The 23,329-nt window shown below is 41.3% G+C and carries 15 protein-coding genes; 3 read left to right on the forward strand and 12 right to left on the reverse strand.

Features of this window, described 5'->3' with window-relative positions:
• Nucleotides 1-63: 63 nt before the first annotated feature.
• The 4 genes from AACZ88_RS01510 to AACZ88_RS01525 are packed head-to-tail and all read right to left on the reverse strand — an operon-like array spanning nt 64 to nt 5,355.
• A complete protein-coding gene (locus tag AACZ88_RS01510) occupies nt 64-1,029 on the reverse strand; it encodes a metallophosphoesterase (RefSeq protein ID WP_339705154.1) in 966 nt (321 codons plus the stop codon).
• 5 nt (nt 1,030-1,034) lie between these two features.
• Complete coding sequence (locus AACZ88_RS01515; RefSeq protein ID WP_339705157.1) at nt 1,035-3,518, reverse strand: alpha-glucuronidase family glycosyl hydrolase; 2,484 nt, start codon at nt 3,516-3,518, stop codon at nt 1,035-1,037.
• Between the two features lie 13 nt (nt 3,519-3,531).
• Nucleotides 3,532-4,344 (reverse strand): aldolase/citrate lyase family protein, encoded by an 813-nt coding sequence (locus AACZ88_RS01520; RefSeq protein WP_339705161.1) that lies wholly within the window; start codon nt 4,342-4,344, stop codon nt 3,532-3,534.
• A gap of 45 nt (nt 4,345-4,389) precedes the next feature.
• Complete coding sequence (locus tag AACZ88_RS01525) at nt 4,390-5,355, reverse strand: D-2-hydroxyacid dehydrogenase (RefSeq protein ID WP_339705164.1); 966 nt, start codon at nt 5,353-5,355, stop codon at nt 4,390-4,392.
• A gap of 252 nt (nt 5,356-5,607) precedes the next feature.
• Between AACZ88_RS01525 and AACZ88_RS01530 the strand changes: the two genes are divergently transcribed.
• The 3 genes from AACZ88_RS01530 (at nt 5,608) to AACZ88_RS01540 (ending at nt 12,580) form a co-directional block, all read left to right on the forward strand.
• Nucleotides 5,608-7,980, forward strand: a complete 2,373-nt coding sequence (locus AACZ88_RS01530) for a GH92 family glycosyl hydrolase (RefSeq protein ID WP_339705166.1) — start codon at nt 5,608-5,610, stop codon at nt 7,978-7,980.
• 194 nt (nt 7,981-8,174) lie between these two features.
• A complete protein-coding gene (locus AACZ88_RS01535; protein ID WP_339705169.1) occupies nt 8,175-10,403 on the forward strand; it encodes a hypothetical protein in 2,229 nt (742 codons plus the stop codon).
• Nucleotides 10,404-10,450: 47 nt separating this feature from the next.
• Nucleotides 10,451-12,580 (forward strand): hypothetical protein, encoded by a 2,130-nt coding sequence (locus AACZ88_RS01540; RefSeq protein WP_339705171.1) that lies wholly within the window; start codon nt 10,451-10,453, stop codon nt 12,578-12,580.
• A gap of 104 nt (nt 12,581-12,684) precedes the next feature.
• Here the strand turns inward: AACZ88_RS01540 and AACZ88_RS01545 are convergent, their stop codons facing one another.
• The 8 genes from AACZ88_RS01545 to AACZ88_RS01580 all read right to left on the reverse strand — a co-directional run bounded on the left by AACZ88_RS01545 (nt 12,685) and on the right by AACZ88_RS01580 (nt 23,327).
• Entirely contained in the window at nt 12,685-13,917 is a 1,233-nt protein-coding gene (locus AACZ88_RS01545; protein WP_339705174.1) for a sugar MFS transporter, read from the reverse strand.
• Between the two features lie 46 nt (nt 13,918-13,963).
• A complete protein-coding gene (locus AACZ88_RS01550) occupies nt 13,964-15,250 on the reverse strand; it encodes a DUF3748 domain-containing protein (protein ID WP_339705176.1) in 1,287 nt (428 codons plus the stop codon).
• A gap of 146 nt (nt 15,251-15,396) precedes the next feature.
• Nucleotides 15,397-16,032 carry an SIS domain-containing protein gene (locus AACZ88_RS01555; RefSeq protein ID WP_339705179.1) on the reverse strand — a complete coding sequence of 212 codons (636 nt, stop codon included), beginning with the start codon at nt 16,030-16,032 and terminating at the stop codon, nt 15,397-15,399.
• A 68-nt stretch (nt 16,033-16,100) separates the two neighbouring features.
• Nucleotides 16,101-17,084: an ROK family protein gene (locus AACZ88_RS01560; RefSeq protein ID WP_339705182.1), complete on the reverse strand. Its 984-nt coding sequence runs from the start codon at nt 17,082-17,084 to the stop codon at nt 16,101-16,103.
• Nucleotides 17,085-17,152: 68 nt separating this feature from the next.
• Nucleotides 17,153-19,483 (reverse strand): hypothetical protein, encoded by a 2,331-nt coding sequence (locus tag AACZ88_RS01565; RefSeq protein ID WP_339705185.1) that lies wholly within the window; start codon nt 19,481-19,483, stop codon nt 17,153-17,155.
• Nucleotides 19,484-19,514: 31 nt separating this feature from the next.
• Nucleotides 19,515-20,216, reverse strand: coding sequence for an SUMF1/EgtB/PvdO family nonheme iron enzyme (locus AACZ88_RS01570; RefSeq protein WP_339705188.1), 702 nt, complete (start codon nt 20,214-20,216; stop codon nt 19,515-19,517).
• A 15-nt stretch (nt 20,217-20,231) separates the two neighbouring features.
• Nucleotides 20,232-21,455, reverse strand: a complete 1,224-nt coding sequence (locus AACZ88_RS01575) for a hypothetical protein (protein WP_339705191.1) — start codon at nt 21,453-21,455, stop codon at nt 20,232-20,234.
• A gap of 183 nt (nt 21,456-21,638) precedes the next feature.
• Nucleotides 21,639-23,327 carry a SusD/RagB family nutrient-binding outer membrane lipoprotein gene (locus AACZ88_RS01580; RefSeq protein WP_339705194.1) on the reverse strand — a complete coding sequence of 563 codons (1,689 nt, stop codon included), beginning with the start codon at nt 23,325-23,327 and terminating at the stop codon, nt 21,639-21,641.
• Nucleotides 23,328-23,329: the final 2 nt, after the last annotated feature.

Below are 23,329 nucleotides of genomic sequence, written 5' to 3' on the forward strand. Positions count from 1 at the left end.
ATTTCTATATCTAAATGCTTTCGGAAGTCTTCTAGTTTTTGAAGCGAGCGAAGTAAAACAATACTAAACATCTTGTTGTCCAGCTATTTTCAAACGTTCGTTTTCCCATCCATGGTCGATATATTCCCATGAAAAGTCATCACCTGTTACTTTGATTTTCATAAAGCCTTCTTTGGTATTGTGTCGTCGGCCTTTCCAACCGTTTCCTGCAATGGAACCTCCGGTAAGAAATTGGAATCTGTCGTTTACAAATCCATATTCCTTCCAATGAATATGTCCTTGCAACACCAATTTTAAATTGTACCCTTCCAACATTTTGAATACTTCAAAGCCATTACTTACTGTACGGGTTCCTTCGCTTCCATTGAGTTGCGAATAGGTACACATCATCGGAATATGCGTAGTAATCACGATAGGTGTTGCCTTAGCTACTTTACCAAGGTCTTCTTGCAGCCATCGCAATTGTTCCTGATGGAAAACTCCTTTGTACCGTTTGTTGTCCGTCACATCCAACGAATTCAACGTAATAAAATGCCAACCCTTATGGTCAAATGAATAATAGGTGTCTCCGAAATGTCGTTCCCACATGCCATATTTGTAGTCGGGATGGCTCTCATCTTCGGGGCTTTCTTCATAAATACCGAACAAATCATGGTTTCCGATGCAATTATAAACTGGCATTTCAAACCCTTTGCTCATGTCTTTGTACAAATTAAAGAGCGATTCACTCTTTTCATAGTTTCCGCGCATAACATCATAAACAAGGTCGCCTCCGGTTATTACAAAATCGGGACTCATTTCATTTACTTTATCTATAGCCATTTGAAAACCTCTTGGGGCATTCATCTCCGGTTTAATATGGATGTCTGTCAAAAAGGCAAACTCAAAAGAATTTTCGTTTGGTTTTTCTTCAGATTCCTCGGCATTTTGCCGACATGAAACCGGCAAGAAAGGAACCGACGCTACTGCCAGTCCCGAGCGAAGCAAGAACTTTCTGCGTCCTTCATTTTTGTTTTTAGCATCTTTCATAGTTATTATTCTTTTTGAGCAACAGCATCCCTTATAATCCAAATCTCAGATACCTGAGATCCCCTTTCCCCTTCCCCACACGTCCATTCTAACTTAAGATTCCCATCTTTGGTAGCGGCCACCGGAATATTAAATTCATATATAGGCTGTACCCCGGTCTTTATAAAATCATGTACTAGCGTATCATCGGCCGTCATTTTTATTCGTGAACGAAAACGCCCGGTATATGCCACCCGAATCTTATAAGAACTTTTGGGGTCTAAATCAGTATACACAATTTCGAGGGGTTGGTCATATAGTGTTGTGATTTGATTCATCCATGCAAGTGGTGTTGATCGTCCTTCAAAACCTTTAGCGGTTACCTCATGTACCCATTCTTCTCCTTTTAGACCGACGCCAAAACCGGTACGGGGCGATACCAGGTTCCCTGGGTCTAATTCCCGTGGAACATGGGAGACGATCCGCGCCCAACTCTTTAGGGAACCAAAATTATCATAAAACCCTCCCGGCCCCGGATTGTTTCGTTGTAACATTCTATCAATTTCTTCAAGGCGCTGCTGCTCATTTTCATTTTTTTCAATACTGCTCAATTGATCTAGCAACCACATGGAATCGTTTAAAGGCACGTCTATATTATCTATAAAGTTACCCCGACCAGCAGCCGCAAAATGCTTCTCGATTGTCAATTGAGCTCCAACACTCTCAAATAAGGCATCGGCCAGTTCCAGGCAGCGTTCTTTCCATTCCTTCATAATCGGAGCTCCCCAAGCCTTGGCCAATGTTTCCCTTGCGTTTCGAATGGCAATTTGCGAACCTCCCTCTGGTGCCAACCTCAAATGGTCGCGGGCCATCTGCTCCAATTCCGTTTCATAAACCAATCTACGATATTGGTAGGCATCAAAATAGGCCCTAATCAATCCCATCTGAAAACGAAAATTCAACAATACCTCAGGAGTGGCCTGTTTTTCCAATACCTGCCATTGCTGTAATGTACGAATTACTCCTTCATTGGTGAGCAATGGTCCCTGCAAGTTTTTTTCCAAAGCCATAAAACCTTGGGCGACCGCCTCGGTATATTCATTACCGACGAAATAGCGTGCATAGTCTCGAAGGGTTTCTATTACCGGAGAATCGGGATCCCAATCTTGTACAGTCCATATCATTTTGTTGACGTCATCATTGGTTCCTTCCGAATAGCTAATGCTTCCTTGTGCATATTCGTCAATGGCATTATGTATCATTTTCTCATCGCTCGGACGCGGATTTATACATTCTCGTCCTAAAGTTATGGCATACGACAAATCCCATTTCGGAATTGGGTATTGGCTACTTAAACTATGTGTAATATCAGGGTATCTTCTAATCGGGATGCCTGTGTTTATTCGCTTTCTAATTTCTTGAATGGGCGTTTTGATCCACGGGCCGAAAACAATACCCCCGAACCAGGAATATTCTTTATTCACATGGGCGTAAAAAGCATCGAACCACGCTTTGGTTGGCCTAAAGGCTTGGGGAGAAACCCAAATTTTCGCATCAGGGTGGTATGTTTTGAGAACTTCGGCTTCCTTAGCAAGCCAATCGAATAAAACGTCGGGCTCTAAATCACCGGGATCGCCTCCTGGAACAAAAAGCGCATCTAAACGGGGTAATGCCTTAAAAACTTCGTGGCGTTCTTCGATTTCTGATTTTAGGGAATCGGAATTCTCATAATCGGATCCCAGATTGGGGTACCACATCCAAACATCCATACCATAGCTGTCACAAATTTTTGATTGTTCGGAAATCATTTCCATCGCCGGAATTTTCATGTGAACACTAGTAAAATCATCATCGGTTCGCGGTGGCATAATTTCTATACTATTGGCCCCAAAAATGGCCAAGTCCCGAATATAGCTGTCGAATTGCGATGGGGTCCATGCATCGTATGAATTGGTCTTGGGTCGATATCCTAATTGATGCCCCCTAATTGGATATTTCGGCGATGAAGAAATTTCAATATCAAGGGGCACTAAAGCCTTACCTATACCCATTTCCATTTTTCGCAACAATTTTCCGATTCCATAGAGTACTCCCCGGGCATCGTTTCCAATAATCAAAACGGTTTTTGACTTTGCAACAATGCCAATTTGGAATCCCTCATCATTGGTCGTGGGCATCGTCGCTACCTTTGTCTGATATTCCTTGGGGAATTTATCCAATTGTCCTTTTAGGCCAATTGCTATTGTGGATTGAGATTCCCGTGGCCATTTACTTTGCCGCCCGAGTTGAATTTGTGTTCTTTTAAAGACCTCTTCCTGAAGAACTGAAATCGCTTTCATAACAAGGGGGTTCTTTTTTTCAAAGCAGACAATCTTTGATGTGCTCATATCAAGTGCCTGTGCATTCAAGGTATTCAGGGTCATGCCGGCAAACATGATGCCGAACAGCACCCATCTAAACACGTTGGTTCCCTTTATTATAAATGGAAAAGTTTCTTTCGCATCAAGCATCTCGTTATGGTTTTTAAATGGTCAAATCAGAATAGTCGACTGGTTTGATATCATCCCCAGCGCTGTTTTTTATCGTTTTCAAATCTTCCTCCAATTTTTGCGCAAAAAGGAACATATCGGAACTGTGCAAAACAATGTTTGCTCCCTCTTGCATCCATTTTATCTGTCGATTGGGATCGGAGGGAAAGTGTATTCCTGCCGCTATTCCTTTATTTCTGGCTTTGCGGATTATTTCTTTTACCGCCTTTTCAAAATCTGGATGCCCATATTGCTCGGGCAGCCCCATATTGATCGATAGGTCGTGCGGACCAATAATGACCCCATCTAAACCGGAAACATTCAATAGGGCATCCAGATTATCCAAAGCAGCTGTACTTTCAATGTTTATCAAGCATAAGCTACCTTCATTATATGTTTTGAGGTATGTGGCAAGGGCAGGTTTCAATGTTTCAGTCCCCTTCAAGACATTTTGTAATCGCTCTCCCTTTAATGGCCGATATTTTGTAGCTCCCACCATTTCCTTTACCTGTTCCACATTTTCAATGTAGGGCGCTAGTACTCCAATTGCACCCGAATCTTTTGCCATACAGGCCAAATATGGATCAGGACTTGGAATTCGAACTACGGGTGAAATACCCATTGCTGCGTACAATTGACATAGCAATGTCAATTCGGTTCTATCCATAGGAATGTGTTCGGTATCGATAAAGACAAAATCAAGCCCTATTCCCTTTACCGCTTTTGACCAAATTGGTGAAGTAGATAAAATACAAGTGCCGTATATATTTTTGTTTTTTCTTAACTTCTGAAGAATTGTATCTGCCATTTTTTTAGTATTCGAAAAAGTAGAGATTATACATTTTAGACACCGTTAGGCATTCACAACATTTATCGGACGCCCCCCCAAATAAGCTTCTAGGTTTTCTATGGCTGTCCCCATCAATCTGGCCCTTGACTCTCTAGGTGCCCATGCGATATGCGGTGTGATTATACAATTATCAGCCTTTAATAATTCATTATTTCCATCAATAGGTTCACTTGAAGCTACATCGACAGCGGCATAAGCTACTTTTCCCGTATCCAATGCACTTTTAAGGTCTTTCTCGATTACGAGCTGCCCCCTAGAAGTGTTTATGATCATCACCCCGTCTTTCATTTTAGCTATGTTTTGAGTGCTAATTATACCTTTGGTATCCTCGGTCAATGGGCAATGAAGGCTAATAACATCCGACTCCGACAACAGTTCGTCCAAATCGGTATACCGCATTGTTGAAGTCTCTAATTCGGGTCTTCTACGACTTCCTGAGGCTAAAATGGTCATCCCAAAAGCTTCAGCCAGTTTAGCCGTAGCTTGACCGATGCTCCCAAAACCAATAATCCCCAAAGTTTTGCCCTCTAGCTCTATCAATGGAAAGTTCCAAAAACAGAAGTCTTTGCTGGCCGCCCATTCACCACGTTTTACGGCACGATTGTGTTCGCCAACATGATGGCACATTTCAAGCAATAATGCCATGGTCATTTGCGCTACTGCGGTGGTCCCGTAGGTGGGCACATTGGTGACTACAATACCCAAATCTTTTGCAGCCTTTACATCGACCACATTAAAACCAGTCGCCAATACGCCAATGTATTTCACAGTTGGGGCCGCCTGAAGCACTTCCCTTGGTAATGGCGTCTTGTTTGTAAAAATAATCTCGGCATCGCCTATGGTCTCAATAATTTTTTCATTGCTGTATTCAGTTCTATCGTAAACAGTGAAGTCTCCTAAACCTTCCAACTTTCCCCAACTCAAATCACCTGGGTTTAGGGTAAATCCGTCAAGTACTACTATTTTCATTTTAGCTCAATTTTTTCACTAGCGTTTCGAATATGCCATCGAAACTGTTTCGTTAATATAAGGACTCCTTACAAATATAGGGTTTAAGACCATCCTTTTGTTTCCGCTATTTTATCTCATTTACATGATATATTAACTTTTGAATTTAAAAGACTAGTATATATTTGTAATCCAAGGCAATATTCTTTAAGATTCAAAAAAGTCTAAAGGTTTACAAACGTTATAATAATTGAAAACAATAAATAAAAATCCATGAAAAACTCCTTTAAATCAATTTATACATTCACCCTGATTTTGGTTGTTGTTTTTTATCAAATCGGTCACTCCCAGACCAAGGAGCCGGTTGACTATGTCGATCCTTTTATTGGTACTGATTTTTTTGGCCATACTTTTCCGGGAGCATCACTCCCCAATGCCTTGGTACATTTGAGTCCGGATATTAATACCGAAGGATGGACCTACTGTGCAGGTTACGTTTATTCCGAAAGCTCTCTTATGGGATTCAGCCATACGCATTGGAGCGGAGTTGGCATGGTCAATGGCGGCGAAATATTGTTGATGCCCACGACCAGTACCAAATTAAAGATAGTACCCGGTTCGTTGGAAAATCCTGATGAGGGATACCGCTCCCGGTTCGACCATAAAGATGAAAAGGCTTCACCTGGTTACTACTCGGTAAAATTAAAAGATTATGATGTCACCGCAGAGCTAACGGCAACGCAAAGAGCCGGGTTTCATCGCTATACCTTTCCAAAGTCGATGAATTCACGTATTATTTTAGATGTAGGTCATCAAATTGGCGATATGACCCAAGGTGAATTTTCCGAACTAAAAATAGTTGACAATAATCGCATTGAAGGCGCCAAAGCAGCGGGACTGGGAAAAGTATATTTCGTTGCCGAGTTCAGCAAACCTTTTCTCTATTATGGCACTTTTGACGCCAGTTATAAAACCCCAGAATCCGACGGGAGTGTTTTTCCATATAAGAATGCGGAGGTTGGCGATAAAATCGGAGCCTTTGTGCAGTACCATACCGAAGAAAACGAAGAGGTACTGGTCAAAGTAGGTATTTCGTACACCAGTATTGAAGGTGCTAGAAAGAATCTACACCAAGAAATACCGGATTGGGATTTTGATGGCATAAGGGAAAATGCAAAAAAAATCTGGAATAAAGAACTTTCTAAAATAACCGTGAACGAAGCCACCGAAGATCAAAAACAAATTTTTACTACGGCTCTTTACCGATCATTACTATCACAATACATTTCACAAGATGTTGACGGAAAATATTTCGGTTCTGACGGAGAGGTACATGAAGCAAAAGGTTTTGATTTCTATGGTTCATTTTCTTGTTGGGATACCTATCGAACACAACATCCATTGATGACGCTGATTTCCCCAGAACATGTCAACGATTATGTTAAATCGATTGCTGCCAAGGTAGAAAACTATGGTTGGTTACCCGCCCAACATTTTCTAAATGTGTATGGTGAATCAATGGTCGGTGACCACTTGATCCCCGTTATAGTAGATGCCTATATGAAAGGTTATCGTGATTTTGACATTAACCTCTTGTACAAAGCCATGCGAAAAAAGGCATTGGAACTTCCTAAGGCCCCCGTTCCACACGAAGCGGGCAGGTCAGGCTTAACTTTTTATCTTGAAAAAGGATACGCGCCTATCGACAAAGTTACCGAGGCCGTACCGAATACACTTGAGCTCGCCTATGACGATTGGTGTATAGCCCAATTGGCCAAAGAACTAGGCAAAACAAAAGATTACGAACTATTTACCAAGCGAGCCTATAACTACAAAAACGTATGGGATCCCAAAACCAAGTTCATGAGACCAAAAAAATATGATGGTCAATTTTTACCGGAACTCGGCACCAACGAGCAAGAAATCGTTAAAGTCGGTGACCACAGCTACTACAAGTATTTTGACCCCTTGTTGGTAGGGCGTCGCCCCAATCGCCATTATACCGAATCAAATGCTTGGCAGTATGTTTGGTCGGTACAACACGATCCACAGGGACTTATCGATCTCTTTGACAGCAAAAAACAATTTATTGACAAACTCGATACTTTTTTCGAGATGAGTCCAATTATTTCTCCCCCAAAATATGTAGGTGTCGTTGGTACCATAGGCCAATATGTGCAGGGTAACCAACCCTCCCATCACGTTGCTTACTTATATAACTATGCCGGTGAACCTTGGAAAACACAATATAGAGCCAGACAGGTTACAGAGGAAATGTACAGGGTAGGCCCGGGAGGACTTCCAGGTAATGATGATATGGGTTCGCTTTCTTCTTGGTATATACTGAGTTCAATGGGAATTTACCCCATGGCCCCAGGAAGCACAACCTATACCATTGGTAGCCCGATTTTCGGAGAAGTAACGCTAAAACTTGAAAATAATAAGACGTTTACGATCCGTACCGATAACAATTCGAAAGAAAACAAGTATATTCAATCGGCAACCTTGAACGGAAAAACATTCAATAGAACTTGGATAACCCATGAAGAAATTACCAAAGGAGGCACTTTACAGTTTAAAATGGGTGCCAGACCTAATAAAAAATGGGGAGTTTCCGACGTGCCTCCTTCCCTAACTAAAAAATAATATATTTCAACTATTCTAACACTTTGTTCTAAAATTATGCTGTCAGCGCATTTTTTGGTTAATATACCGTGTAAACCTTACAATATATAGGAAGTAAAAAACGTCAAAAAAAAGTTAATTTGTAAAAGGGTTTTAAGCTGTTTTCTAAATGGTCGATATACCCATCAACAAACTAACTAAATTTTGATGTTTCTATGAGAAAAGTAAACCAGTACTACGTTTGGGTATTTTCATTGCTAGTTTTATCGTGTGCCAGTCCAAAAGAAGAAAAAGAGGTAGTTTCTTCAATGCCCGTTTATAAAGATGTACCATATATTCAAGATTATAGTATAAAGTATAACGCTTCAGATGTGGATTTTTCAGAAGTCCATATGGATAGAAATGGTGTTATTCAGGTACACTCCTCCGAAGGAATGCTACGCACCCATGATGGGCAATTTTTGTATCCGGGCATTCTGATGAAAGACAAAACGTACCGTCCGCTTACCGATAAAAATATAAGTGGCTTTACTACGTACCAAAATCAATTTGTCTATTTAGATGACAAAGCGGTCTTGAGCAATGCTTGGGCAGGTAGCCTTTATCTTTCCCACGACCTACCCAACGCTAAAATATTGGCCGCAGGGGATGATTTCGATTTCTTGATCAGTGATGGAAAGTCGTTACAGTTCCTATCAAAGGACAAGGCTCCTTGGAAAGAAGAAATCGATGACCAAATATTAGAGATAAACTATAATTCCGCAAAAAAAACATTTTGGGTTTTGGGAGCGCAAAGCATTTCGAGTTTTGATGCTACCACCAACACCTTAAAAACAACGCCTCAAGAACAGAAATTAACTTCTTTTGCCCTTATTGACGACAAATTGGTTGTTGGCACATTAGACGGTTATTTCGAGATAGATTCAAGAACAGTCAAGAAAATAGGGGAAGTTCAAAATAAATTACCGGCTAATGATATAACTTCGGTTGCTGTCGTGAACGGTCAACTTTGGTTCGGTTCTTCCCAAGGTGCCTTTAAATTACGCGATGATGGCAAATTCGATTACTACTATGGAAAGCGTTGGTTGCCGGGCAATGCCGTAAAACATATTGCCCAAGGTATAGATGGTTCAGTTTTGATATTGACCGATGCTGGTCTTGGCCAAATCGTCTTCGAAGAAATGACGCTTCACGACAAAGCCCAATACTATGAATCACAAGTACGAAATCGACATATCCGCTTAGGATTCAATTCGACTTTGGTCGATTTAGACCATGGAAATATTGATTCGGGCCGACTTTCAGATTCTGATAATGATGGCCTATGGACAACGATGTATCTTGCTGGTGAGGTTTTTCGTTATTCGGTTACCAAATCGGCCGATGCACTCCAAAACTGTCGTGAAGCAATGGAAGCAATGGAGCGGTTGTTCAGTATCAATTCGGTACCAGGATTTCCCTCCCGCTCTTTTGAGCGCAGTGGTTATATTGACAAATTACACGACCCAGACCGATGGCAACACTCTGAAGACCCTGAGTGGGACTGGAAATCGACTACCAGCAGTGATGAAGCCATCGGCCATATTTTTGCCTACGGGGTTATGGCCGAATTGATGGATAATGATTTAAAAAATCGTGCCATAACCTTAATCGACACCTTGATGAGCCATATTGTTCGGAATGACATGTATATGGTTGATTTTGACGGAAAGCCAACTACTTGGGGCAAATGGAATCCTGAGTATGTAAATGCCAGACCGAAGATGGTAGGCGATCGAAAAATAAACTCTTCCAATATTATTGGGATGTTACAGACGGCCTACCATTTCACAGGAAAAGAAAAATATAAAGAAAAAGCTTTCGATCTAATGGATAACCATGGTTATCTCGAAAACCTTATGTGGCCTATGAAAGATGTAGCCCCTGCCCCTGACGACGCAGATGATTGGAGCAAGATGTTGTCTGAATCGTGGAACCATTCTGATGACGAAATGTATTTTGTGGGGTATTGGGGATTATACAAATACGCTTTTAATGATACGCTTAAAACAAAGTTCAAAGAATCTATTCTTGAACATTGGGAAGTTGAAAGACCTGAAAAAGAAGGAGCTTGGAACATTATGACAGCATTGACAGGTGCTTCGGAATTTGACCTTGGGGAGGCGATATGGTACCTTAAAGAACACCCATTGGATATGGTTACCTGGGATATAAAAAACAGTCACAGAAAAGACATTGAATTCATAGCACCCAACTTTAGGGAGCAGACCACAAAAGAAGTATTACCTCCCGACGAAAGACGGGTGCAACGCCATAACGGAAATATGTTTCGGCTAGATAAAATTGGAAATGATGGTGGAGAAGAATATTCGGCAGGAGACATTTGGCTTCTTCCCTACTGGATGGGCCGCTATTTAGGAGTAATTAGCGCGCCCAATAAGTAATCAGCAGCATAGGTTGCAAAAAAATACACCATTCAATTCGATTCCATATGCGAACCATTGTACTGATTTCAATAGCCATTCTACAATCCTCATTTACAGCAATTTGGGGGCAAGATAAATTTCGACAAGATGTTGCCGTTATTCATAGTAGCGAACAGGGACTACCCCCTGGGGTCATCAACAAAATACAAATCAGTGACAATATACCCTTTGCAATAGCCTCTGGGGAAGTCTATAAATGGAACGGTGAGCAATGGATAAAATCAAAAAGAAACCCTGAGATACAATCATTATCTAAATTCAAAAAATTACCTGAGGGAGCGGGAAAAATACGTTCCGAAGCTACTTATAAGGGCGCTACCTATATCGGTTGTGACAATGGTCTCTTCCGGAAAACCGGGAAAAAGAAATGGACCCAAGTATTGCCTGCCGACGAAACCTATAGCTGGGCATTGAAAGAAGTGGCGGCCTTAGTAATTGATTCAGATGGCAATTTATGGTTTGGGTCAAAAGAAGGTATTGGGAAGTACACTAATGGCACATGGCAATTGTTCACAGGCAAAGAAGGTGTACCTTATACCCAATTTACCTGTGCTTCGGCCGGACCAAGCGGTGAAGTATGGTTCGGCACTGAAAATGGGGCCATAAGAGCCGAAAACGACTATTTCTACTATCGTTCTACACGGCGTTGGCTACCTGACAATCGCGTAAACGATATTGACGTAGCCAAAGATGGTAGTGCGTGGATTGCAACGGATAAGGGTATAGGTCAAATTGTCTCCAAGGAGATAACCTATGAGGAAAAAGCAGCTTATTTCACCCAGCAAACGGAGGAAAGGCATACCAGAATGGGATTTATTTGTCAAAATCAGCTTCGCGAGCAATTTAACATTGATAGTTACCAACTTGCCATTTCGGATAATGATGGCCAATACACTTCTATGTACGGAGCGGCTCAAGCTTTTAGATATGCCATCACAGGAGATAAGGAGGCCAAAGAAATAGCCGATAGAAGTTTTAAGGCCGTAAAGTGGTTGGTCGACATTACTCCCGAACCAGGGTTTCCCGCCCGGGTTATCATTCCCGTTGATTGGCATGAGCCTGTTAACGAACAATATAATAAGGAATACAATAAAAGACACCAAAAAAATGACCCCTTCTGGAAAGATATCTTTCCCCGGTTTCCATTAAGTGACGATGGCCAATACAGGTGGAAATGCGATACCAGTTCTGATGAATTGGCGGGACATTACTTCTATTATGGCATCTACTATGACCTTGTCGCCGAAACCCAAGAAGAGAAGGCGGCCGTGAAACAAGTAGTTGCCGATGTTACCGATCATCTTATTCGACATAGCTTTAAATTGGTCGATTACGATGGTAAACCCACACGTTGGGGCAGCTTTGACCCCGATTATTTTAACTCCATTTGGGGATGGGATCAACGCGGGCTAAATTCTATGATGATGCTATCCTTTCTCAATGTAGCCAGTCATGTTACCGAAGACCCCAAATATGATGAGGTCGCCAAAATGCTTCGTGATGAAGAAAATTACCATATCAATGCCATGCACCCCAAAGAGTTTTTCCCTCCTGAGAATGTTGTGCCATGGGACAATAACCTGGGATTGATGAGCTTTTATGGTTTAATAAATTATGAAAAGGATCCCGAGCTACTGATGATGTACCGCATTTCCCTAGAATATGCCTGGTTGAACATTAGCAAACAAAAGAATGCTTTTTGGGATGGACTTTATGGAGCATTGGCGAATACCTTTAGTAAAAAAGTAGACGAAGGATATTTTAAACCTAGTACCTTGTTCAAAGAGAATCCTTTATTTTCACAATATGTCATTGATCGATACGGAAAAAGCAGTCTTGACACCAAGTACATTAAAGAAACCTTACAACGTATTCCCCTTGATCTTATCGGATACGAAATGGACAACACCCATCGTCTCGATGTACTTTTCGACCCTACTCCGGCTCAGGAGGCCGATATGGGTTGGCGCGTAGACTCTTATGCGCTTCCTATTGATGAACGCGGACACGTACGGTTAGACAGAGATGCTTTTGACCTTCATGATTCAGAAGGAAACGGCTACTCGGAACATGAAGGTACTTTCTATCTTTTGCCGTATTATTTTGCGAAATATCATAATTTAATTCCTCACTGAAACAATGGCATAAGCACCAAAAATAGCCCCTGTTTAAATTTTACCTTGCTATTAAATTCGGCAATCAAATTTAAACAGGTGCTTCTTGTTTTTTCAGCGGAACACTAATTGTGCGCTTCGACCTGCGCCAATTCATTGGCACCTGGTTTATAACCATTTACTGCATAATAAATAATAAACGCGTAACATAAAAGTGGTAAAATATAGGAGAGATGAAGGCCAATTGACGGCATATCGGCCAAAACTCCTTGCAGTAGTGGCAAAATAGCTCCGCCAACGGGCGCCATCACCAAGATACCGGCAGCTTTATTCGTGTATTTCCCCAGACCACTGACCGCCAATGTAAATATATTGGACCACATTATCGAGTTAAACAGACCAACGGCCAACATCGCCCACATAGCCACATAGCCATTTGTGAGTATGGTTACGGCAAGCAGTAAAACAGAGGCCAAGGCCGAAGTGAACAATACTTTTTGGGAACTGGCCTTTTGTAAAATAGCAGACCCCAGAAAACGACCTACCATCAGCCCTGCCCAATAAATCGGAATATATGTTGCGGCCTTTTTCTCAGCAAAACCAGCAATATTCTCCTCCCCTAAAAAATTTACTATAAAACTTCCAATGGCTACTTCGGCACCCACATAAAGCATCAAAGCAATAGCCCCCAATCGCAATTGTCTAAATTTTAATACATTACCATTAACCTTTACCCCATCGGTTTCCAACACCTTCGGCAATTTCAAGAAAAAGAAAATGGTAGCGATCAAAAAGGCAAAAATCGCCAGACCGACATATGGGCCTTCTACGGCAGCCGCAGCTTCTTTCGGCGTATTGTAGTGGCCCAATATCAAAAAGCCTCCTGCCAAGGGAGCTAGCGTTGTGGCCAAAGAATTGATGCCTTGTGCCAAATTTAATCGACTTGAAGCGGTTTCGGGTTTTCCTAAAATAATCACATAAGGGTTCGCTACTACCTGTAAAATCACACTACCCGTGGCCATGGTGAACAATCCGAATAAAAATAAAGGATACGAAACAGCCCATGAAGCAGGCAAAAACAATAGTGCTCCCAAACCAATTGTAATCAATCCGGCAGAAATACCTTTTTTATATCCAATACGCTCAATAAGCAAACTGGCCGGAACCGCCATTAAAAAATACGCCCCAAAAAAACAGAACTGTATCAGCATCGTCTCCGTATAGTTCATATCGAACAAACCTTTGAAGTGCGGAATCAAAATATCGTTCAGCGAGACTATGGCCCCCCAAATAAAAAAAAGTGTGGTCATCAGGGCAAAAGCTCCCCTAAAATTCTTGTTTTGTGTCGCGTTTTTCAATAGAGTAGAATTAAGTTGTTAGTATTTAAGATTGTGTTGATTCGGCTTACGGAATGAGAGCGTCACGGAGTTCGAAAATAAATATTTGCTTAAATGTATTGCTCTGTTTTCCGTCAATTATTCGTGATTCGGTTGTATCGGGAATATCGATATTGTATGCAAGTATTTTTCCATCGGGAGATACCACCAATGCCTCCCGGATCAAATCATCGGGAGTCAACAAAATCGACTTTCCGAAATCGGTCGAGCCACCAACATAACTGGCGTAAACTTTTCCATCACTAATGGAAAACAACCATTTATCGGAAGGGTGCCACCGCACATTACCGGCATCTGAGCTATAATTTGTCACCTGTATCGGTCTTTTATCAGGGTCATTTGCTTTGTCTGAACCATCAACAGCAATAACAAAGACTTGCAGTACGCCCTTCTCATCTTTGGATAAATAGGCAATTCGTTTACCCGAATATGATCCTCGCACAATACCTTCATCGCTTGTGCTATGTGTCAACCTCTTAATTGAGATACCTTTCGGAGGCTCCGGATATGTATTGGCATCACCCGAATTGGCAGAAGTAATTTCCGTTGAAGCCGGTATTTCGGCAATAAAAAGGGATGTTTCATAATCAATTCCGTTCGTGGCACGTACTTTTCCGATAAAAGCGCGTTTTGAACCCAAAGAATCAACCCAAGAATCACCATAGGCCTTTTCAATCTCCCCTGGTTTTGATTTGCCTTTTTTTGCAGGTTTCAATAATACCGCAAAATAATGGCCAAATCCCTCAGGTGCATTTTCATTGGCTTCCATATAGCCAATGGTACGATCGTAATCTTGCTGTAAAAAGTCATCGTAGGTAAATCCGATACGTTCTCCATTTTTCGAATATTCATGACGATGTGTACCCCCACGTTGCGCTCCCGGGATCGTTGGCCTATCGGTGGCTACATCCCTTAAGTCGGCAATAGAGAATTCTCCTTTTCCGTCGGCGCTAACAAGTGCCCCATTTCGGTTTCTTATATCATAATATCCCCTATCTTCAACCTCTTCCAATTGTGGCCCATGAATAAAAACTACCTTGTTTTCCGTTGGATGATAAGAAACCGCGGCAACACCAGGAGCGGCATTTTCTCCTGAAACAGATTCGGGTTGCCACAATACTGTTTCCTCTCCCGTTTCCAAGGACACTTTTTCTACTGATTTTGAATTCGCCAAGTTGGTATTGAACACCATGTATCGGGTATCATAGCATAAAAAGCGTCCGTCTGGAGAAAAGTTATCATTGTTATCCAAAGCATGGGTCTTTGCATTGAAGGTGAGCTGTTTTTCGGTCATTATGTCGTTTTTAGACGCAACTTGTTCTTTACAACTTATCATGAAAAGAAACACCATGATGCATAAGGAACCTGAAATTTTTAAAATGCGCATTTGTTAAGTCGTTTCTTTAATTGCAGTTATATGAAGCATTAGTACTCAATGTGCTAGAAAAAAGTCTCTTCGGCCATAATACAAAGGGCATGGTAAATGGGCAAATGGTACTCTTGTACCGCCGCGGTACTTGTAGCAGGGACGCATACCGCCACATCACATAACGCCTTGATCTTACCTCCCGTTTCCCCAAGCAAACCAACGACCTTCATACCCAAAGCCTTTGCAGTAATACAGGCGTCTAAAACATTGACGGAATTCCCCGAAGTACTGATCGCCAATAAAACATCATTCTTTTCGCCATAACCCAACACTTGCTGAGCAAAAATGAAATCTCCTCCGATATCATTTGAAATCGCGGAAATCAAACCACCGTGGGCATTTAATGAAATTGCCGGCAACCCTCTTTCTAATTTGGAAGCCAATAACGCTCCTCTTTCTCCTGAACTTTCTTCAAGTTTTTTGCCGAACTCAGTGGTAAGCGGACGTTTTTTTGAAAAACTTTTCATCAACTCCCCAACAATATGATCCGAATCGGAAGCGCTGCCACCGTTACCACAAACCAATAGTTTACCCTTGTTTTGATAACACTCGACAAATACTTCACCAGCCTTTATTACCGATTTCCTACAGATTTCAAGTGCCGGATATCGCTGCACTAAATTTTCAGCTATATCATCTACGTTCATAGGTGCCTTCATATTTTTCAGCATTAAGGTTATTCATATTAATTTTTATTTTTTTCAGGTTCCCTGGTTTATTGCATGGCTACACCCAACGCCGCATAATCTCCAATTTTATCACCTAACTTGGCCGGTAAAATGCGACATACATCAAGGGCCTCGGGAATGGCCTCTATCTCGAGTACCTCATACACCAACGGTTTCAGCAATGCTTCATTTCTCGCATAAATACTGCCGATTACAAAACATTCAGGATTTAAGGTATCGATAAGTATAGCCAATGCCTTACCAAGATATGCTGCAGAAATTTTCACAATTTCCAAAGCTACCCGATCGCCTTGCAGCGCTGAAGTAAAAACAGATTTGGCAGTAATCGCCTCAATGTCTTCCGCAACTGGGCAAAACCCAACGGCAATATTGTTTTTTAATTTATGTGTTACGATACTTTGGGCCAATCTTGCAATACCCCCGCCACTGCAGAAACCTTCAAACGACCCTGCTTTGCCAAAACCTATAGGTCCGTCATCGGCCAAACGGATATGGCCCACTTCGCCGCCAAGGTCATTGGTGCCGGAATATATTTTACCGTTCAATATGAGTCCCGCCCCCATGCCGGTTCCAAAGGTCAGGAAGACCATGTTTTCGGTTCCTACCCCCGCCCCCATCATCCATTCCGCAAGTGCACAGGCGTTGGCATCATTTTGAAGAGCTACCCCTACCCCGAATTCTTTTTCAAGAATATCGACGATAGGAATATCATCCCAGCCCGGTAAATTTGGTGGTGATTTTATCAATCCTTTTTTCGAATTAAGCGGACCGCCACAACTTATTCCAATTTTCAACAGTTTATCGCGATCGTATTTTTCAAAAATTCGATGAATATGTGCTTTAAATTCATTTATGATAACGGTAGGACCACGTGCTACTTTTGTTTCAAAAAATACTTTTTCATAGATATTGAAATCATCATCTCCCAAGACTACGGCACATTTGGTACCGCCAATGTCTAAACCTACATAGTAAGCCAAAGGTTCTTTTGAATTCGTTTGGTCCATCATTTATTTCGTATTGTTTTGCTTAAAGTATAAGAACAACAGTCTCGGTACAAAATACTAAAGAATATCTATTATTGTTTTAACACCCATACATCGGTGACTCTAGATTGTTTTCTCCAATTCAAGTGTTCCTCATCGGGTTTATCAAAAGTGATCTTTAATTTTCCATCTTGAATCAGATTTTTTGGCAGGGGAAATTCTTTAAATTCCTCAAATCCCTTTTCATACTTCGTAGGTTTCAGTCTTTGGCCATTGGCCCGTAAAAGCGCCTCTCCATATCCTGACACACGTATGAGATAATTTGCATCGGCATCAAGTTCATCATATTCTAACGTAGGTGTAAATTGGAATAATTGGGTCGAGAGTCGTTTTCTATTTATACCGTCATTTTCCCATAAATAATCAATAGCATCATCAGTTTCAGAGGTCACATGTTTGGCGTCGGCGCTCGAAATGTTATCGTAAAAACTACCTTCGCCAGGAAATTCGTACGTTCTAATAAATTCGAGTCTCGCCAATTTTTCTTTTTCGGAGGAGCTTTTTTTCACCTTTTTAAATTCATCTTCTAGCCACCACCTATTATTCAAAGGGTAGTCTATAAAGTCTAGGATAGCACCACGTTCAGCACTTTTCGCATTATATTTTGGCACACTGGTCTGTGCCCCAATAGCGTGAAAAAGTGCCTCGGCATATTCAAAAACTTTCTGCTTTAAATTTTGGGAAACCAGTTCGGTATCCGCCTTATTCAAATACGCAAGTGCATCGTTCATAGCTTTCTCCGCCCCTATCACATCAGCATTTGCAAGAACTTCATAGGCTTTCGATTCGAGACCTTTTTCATAGGCCAGTCTCTCCTTGATATAAGCATCGTAATAAGCGCGCATAACCAATTGCTGCCACCTCCAATTATCGGTCAACTCTGGATGTTTGATTTCCATATTTTGCCAAAGGGTCAAGGTTTCAGTAATAACCTCATTACCCAAGGCGGGACCGACCCAGTTTTGCTCTAAGGCAAAAATTCCTTTAACAGCTTCTTCTGCGACTTTCGGACCAAAAAAGAACTGGCAATACTCATAAATAATTTCGTGTACATCTTGGTTGGGATCCCAGCCCAATTGGCTCCACAACACCTTATTTACATCATCGTGAGAACCATCGGAATACGTTATAAAACCATCGGTATAACCGATATCTCTTTTAAACAGCTTGGTATATTGAAGTGGCAACGGATTGCAAGGTTCTCGACCCAAGGTCAATGCAAAAGCCTGATCCCATCGCTCTACCGGATAATGACACCGTACCGTATGGGTGATATCAGGATAAAAACGGTGGAGATACTTTTCAGGTAAAAGTTCACGCTCTAAATCAATTGGCGGACTACTTGGCCCATAAACAAGACCTCTTAACCAATCAGGATTATCGGTTTTCAGATATTCAAAAAAATAAGCAACCCTTTCTTCATTAAAGCCCTGTAGGGATACCCATATTCCTGCATCGGGATGGTATTTTTTTAATAGTACGGATAAATCCTTAAGGTAAGGTATCAATTCGGAAGGATGATTTTCACCTGGGTCGCCACCTGGAACAAATACTCCGTCTAGTCTTGGGCATCGGGCATAAAATGCCGCTTGCTCAATTAGCCCTTCTTCATGGGCATTTGGGACTTTTAGATCATGTGGGGCAGGGGTCCACACCCAATAATCAGCATCATATTTTTCACATATTTCGCTCAACCGAACTTCCATTTCTTGAGGGTCTACCTTAAAATGCACACTGGAAGAAGGGTCTTGAAAAGGAATATTTTCAAAACTGTTGGCACCAAACAACACTTGTTCCCGAAAATGTTGATCGAATTGTTCGACCGTCCAAGCATCCCAAGAATTCGCTGTTCTTCGATATCCGAATTGATGGCCACGTAGTGCATATTCCGGAGCAGAAACAATATCCAGGGCCTTTGCAACCTTGATGCGTCCTAATTCCATTTCAGCAATTCGCAACAGTTTACCAATGCCATAAAGTACCCCTCTAGCATCTGCCCCAATAATCCACAAAATATCCTTATTCCCATTTTGCTCATGAACAATACGAAAGCCTTCCTTTTTTATTGGTGTTCTATCGGCTCCCATGAAATCAGGAATCTTTTGTTCAAAGAGCTCGGTGTCGTCTTGTAAAGCCAAGGCAATTATAGTGTTGGAATCCCAATCAGTTGCCTTGACAAACTCAATTGTAGTACGTTTTTCAACTTCCTCGACCAAAACATTGCCCGCGGTTTCACGTATCGGGTCTTTAATACCCGGAGATACTAAAATAGTCGCATCGGTTAATTCTAACCTATCATTCCCTTGATCGGCACAAGCAAAGTTCAAACCGATTAATAATAAAAATAATATCACTTTTGGCATTGCTCTTTATTTAAATTCAAATTCTCGATTGCTACTTCTTTTGTACGTCCAACACGCATCTAAACCCTACCGGATAATTACTGATTTTTTCGGGCAATAAATAATACCGCTGCGAGGTACGAATAAACGAATGGTTATTAAAATTCGAGCCGCCGCGCATCACTTTATATTTTTCACCATACTGTTCCATTGGATGTTGGTTGCCAGGATAGGGTTTATACCAATCGGCTGTCCATTCCCATACCCCTCCTGCCATGTCAAAGCAACCATACGGACTCGCAGGTTTCGCAATCGAAGTGCCCCTCGTACTTTTTTGATCCCAAATAACGTACGTATTGTCATAAGTATTTCCCCAAGGAAATACCCGACCATCAACGCCCCTTGCGGCTTTTTCCCATTCTTTTTCGGTAGGCAAACGCTTTCCGGCCCATTTGGCGTACGCATCGGCTTGAGACCACGTAACGATTGCGGCATTATCTTTTTTTGAAGCTGGAAACTTAAAGCTGGAATCAAATTTGGAAAACTCCGTATTGCTTATCTCATACTTGTCAATAAAGAAAGCTTTCGTAAATGCAATTTGTTGCGGCTTCTCATCATGGTCACCGTATTGACTACCCATAATGAACCCTCCCTCAGCTACTAAAACCATGCCTTCCGGTGGCTCGGCCAAATCTTGTGAAAAAATTGCCGATGTACCAATTAAAACAATAAGGGTGCTAAAAAATATTTTCATTCCTACAATTTTAATTTACCATTTTTCATCTATAATACCGTAATACCTACCGAACCAATAATTTCGGATCATAGCCGCGGCGGTTCCCTCTTCTTCCGATTTTACCTTTTTAAAACTTCCGTCTTTTTGAGGAATATTGAACTCTTTTGTGCGACGTTCGAATCCCCACATATCTTTAATGGCCTGTTCTTTCTCTGCGGTTATAATATCTTCACCTGTCAGTACTTTATAAACCATAATAAACCAAATGGTACTTTCCCAAGTAAACTCTATGTCTTTCCAATCGTACCAATGTCGATTTAAATTCATTCTGTATTTATTCAACAAATTTGGGTCGTCTTCATAGCGCATCAACATGTATAGGGAGCGTGCGGCATGATAATCATCACCAACATTTCTCCACTCTTCAGGGAATAAAATTTTAGAATTTATTTGATGATCATCATAATGATAGCGATCAATAAGCATATGGTAGGCTGCATTAAAACGTTCTTTACCTGTTATACGATGAGTAACCTTAAGCGCGGCTAACATTTCTAAAGAATTAAGCGGTTGGTGAGGAAGATCGGGACAGAAGTTGCCCCATAATGTCATTTTACCATCAAGATCCGTAAGCTTGAAATTGTTGTCTATGATTCGTCCAATAAAACGATCCAATAAACCAGCGGCTTTTTGTCTATATTCTTCGTCGGCACAGATTTCCCAAAAAGTTCCTACCCCATAGAAAATCGAAGTGAATTTATCTGCACTTAAATCTCCCAACCATCGGTATCCGGGCATTGATGTTGATTGATGCCATTCATGGTACCACATAACTTCTTCATGCCATAAAGGTTCGTCGGTTTGATTAAAACTACGTGCAACGAGACCACTCACCCCGGTTACCCTCTCTAGTTTTAATACCGCTTCAAATATCTGGTTGGCTATTTCTCTATCTTTTTTGTCTTTTGTGAGCGCATATTTATGGGAATAGGCGGCCAACATTTCGGAGGTAGGGTCTAAACAGTCAGCTTGAGAACCGACAATGGGTCTATCTAGACCTGCTGGAGGAAAAATAACGTGCTGCATAATCGCACCCTCGTTCCAATGATTGCCCCGCATCAATTTATCATACTGGGCCACCTTCTGGTGGAGCGGATCTGTTTTACTTGGAAATTTATTTACTTTTTGTGCCCATATCTGCAAAGAGACAAATACGAAACAAAGTAATATAAAACGAAGCTGTAATTTATTATGCATATTTAAAATTTATTCCTTGATCACTTCATATAATGGTCGCTACACTTTTGGTCCTAAAAGTGCCACTAAATTCGTATTTACTGTAAAGAAAATTACCTGGGTTTCCCCAGGTAATTCACAACTAATTAACTCAAATAACAATATGTAAAACAATAAAACTAACTCTTATTTTAAGCTGCAATACTACCATGGGGTAGCAACACCTTGTACGATCCATGGTCTAGCATAAGGGCTGTCATTAGGATCCGTTGTGCTATATGAAGTACCTTCCAATGAAGATGCCGCTGTGGTATAATTGGCAGTATTTGTATTAATTTCATCATCTGGGTAAATAAATCTTAAAGGCATAACATCTTCTCTAGCAAAAGGACCCGCATTCAAATCAGGTAGCCCGGTTCTTCTCCAATCCATATAAGCCTCATCACCGTTGAACATATTGGCAATCCACTTTTGCTCCATAACCTGCTCTAAAGTGCCTTCGAAGGCAACTCCTGCATTCATAATATAATCGGAATAGGTATCGCCAACCCCCCAAACATCTAGCGATGCTTTAATGCCTTCCAAGTAATTACCTTCGGCATCTGAACCCCAGCCTCTAATTGCTGCTTCGGCCTTTAAGAATGATAATTCTGCATAAGAAAACAATCTAGATTTTAAAAGATTTCCACCATCATCTTTCTGGTTAAAAACTTCGTTCATTCTTGATACATAGGCATTTGTACCCCCTCTTGAACCTTCCGAGTTTAAGTTATACTCATAGGGATCTACGGCACTTACGGCCACAGGCAATCCAACATAAACACTACTAGTATCGATTAGCTTTTTACCCGCTTCCAAATCTGCAGCATAAGTCGCTTGATTGTATATTGCATAATCATTGGCATCTAAAGTTTCTTCGTTGATGTAACGAACACCGTCTTCTTCAGCAATATCACCTCCACCGGGTACTTCCGCTGCAGGTACCACTTTAGTTGGTGTTACTACCGGCGCAAACCAAATAGCAATTCTTGGATCATCAAGCTCCTTTAACTTATCTGTTAAGGTTGTACAAGGTTTAACCCTGTAAAAATCAGAAGCTGTACCAAACTGGCCACTACTAGGCCAGGATTGACTATCAATACCTCCGATATAGCTTAGTACCAACTCATCATCAATTTCGCTAATCAACGGCTTTGCCAAAGTACTGGTAACTCCTGCTTGCGAAAAGGCAGGTAGTTTTTCCGATAAACGCATATAGTAGCGTAAGGCTAAAGAATTGGCTAATTTTTGCCATTTTGAAGCATCACCACCGTAAAATACGTCTTGATCCGCTATCACTCCCTCATAACTTGTAGCGCCCAACAGACTGGAAGCCGTTTCTAAATCAGCAATAATGCCTTTATACACCGCTTCCTGAGAATCATATACTGGTCGTTCATCTTCAAAATTTGCGCCCAGTAATGCATTGGAATAGGGTATATCACCATAGTAATCGGTTAAATTACCGAACAACATTGATTTTAATATCAAAGTTACACCTTCATGAAAAGGTAATCCAAGTTCTACGGCTCTCTCGTACGCCACCTTGTTGGTGCGTAATAATCCGTAATTTGAATTCCAAATAGAGCCTGTTTCCCAGTCGTAACGATTACTCGACCAAGAATCTTTCTGTATAAACTGTGATCCAGCCCCAGTATCCCCTGAGTAACCTCTACTCGTAGTGCTTGTTGCCAAACCGGTCATTACCGAACTGATTAACAAATTGGGGTCGACCACATTGGCCTCTACCCCATTTGGGTTCTCATTTATTTCAACAAGTCCATCATCACAAGAAACTATAACTAACAATGGAGCAAATAGAAATAGTAGTGCTATGTTTTTAACTAATTTCATAT

The organism is uncultured Kriegella sp. (assembly GCF_963975415.1).
Classification (GTDB): domain Bacteria; phylum Bacteroidota; class Bacteroidia; order Flavobacteriales; family Flavobacteriaceae; genus Kriegella.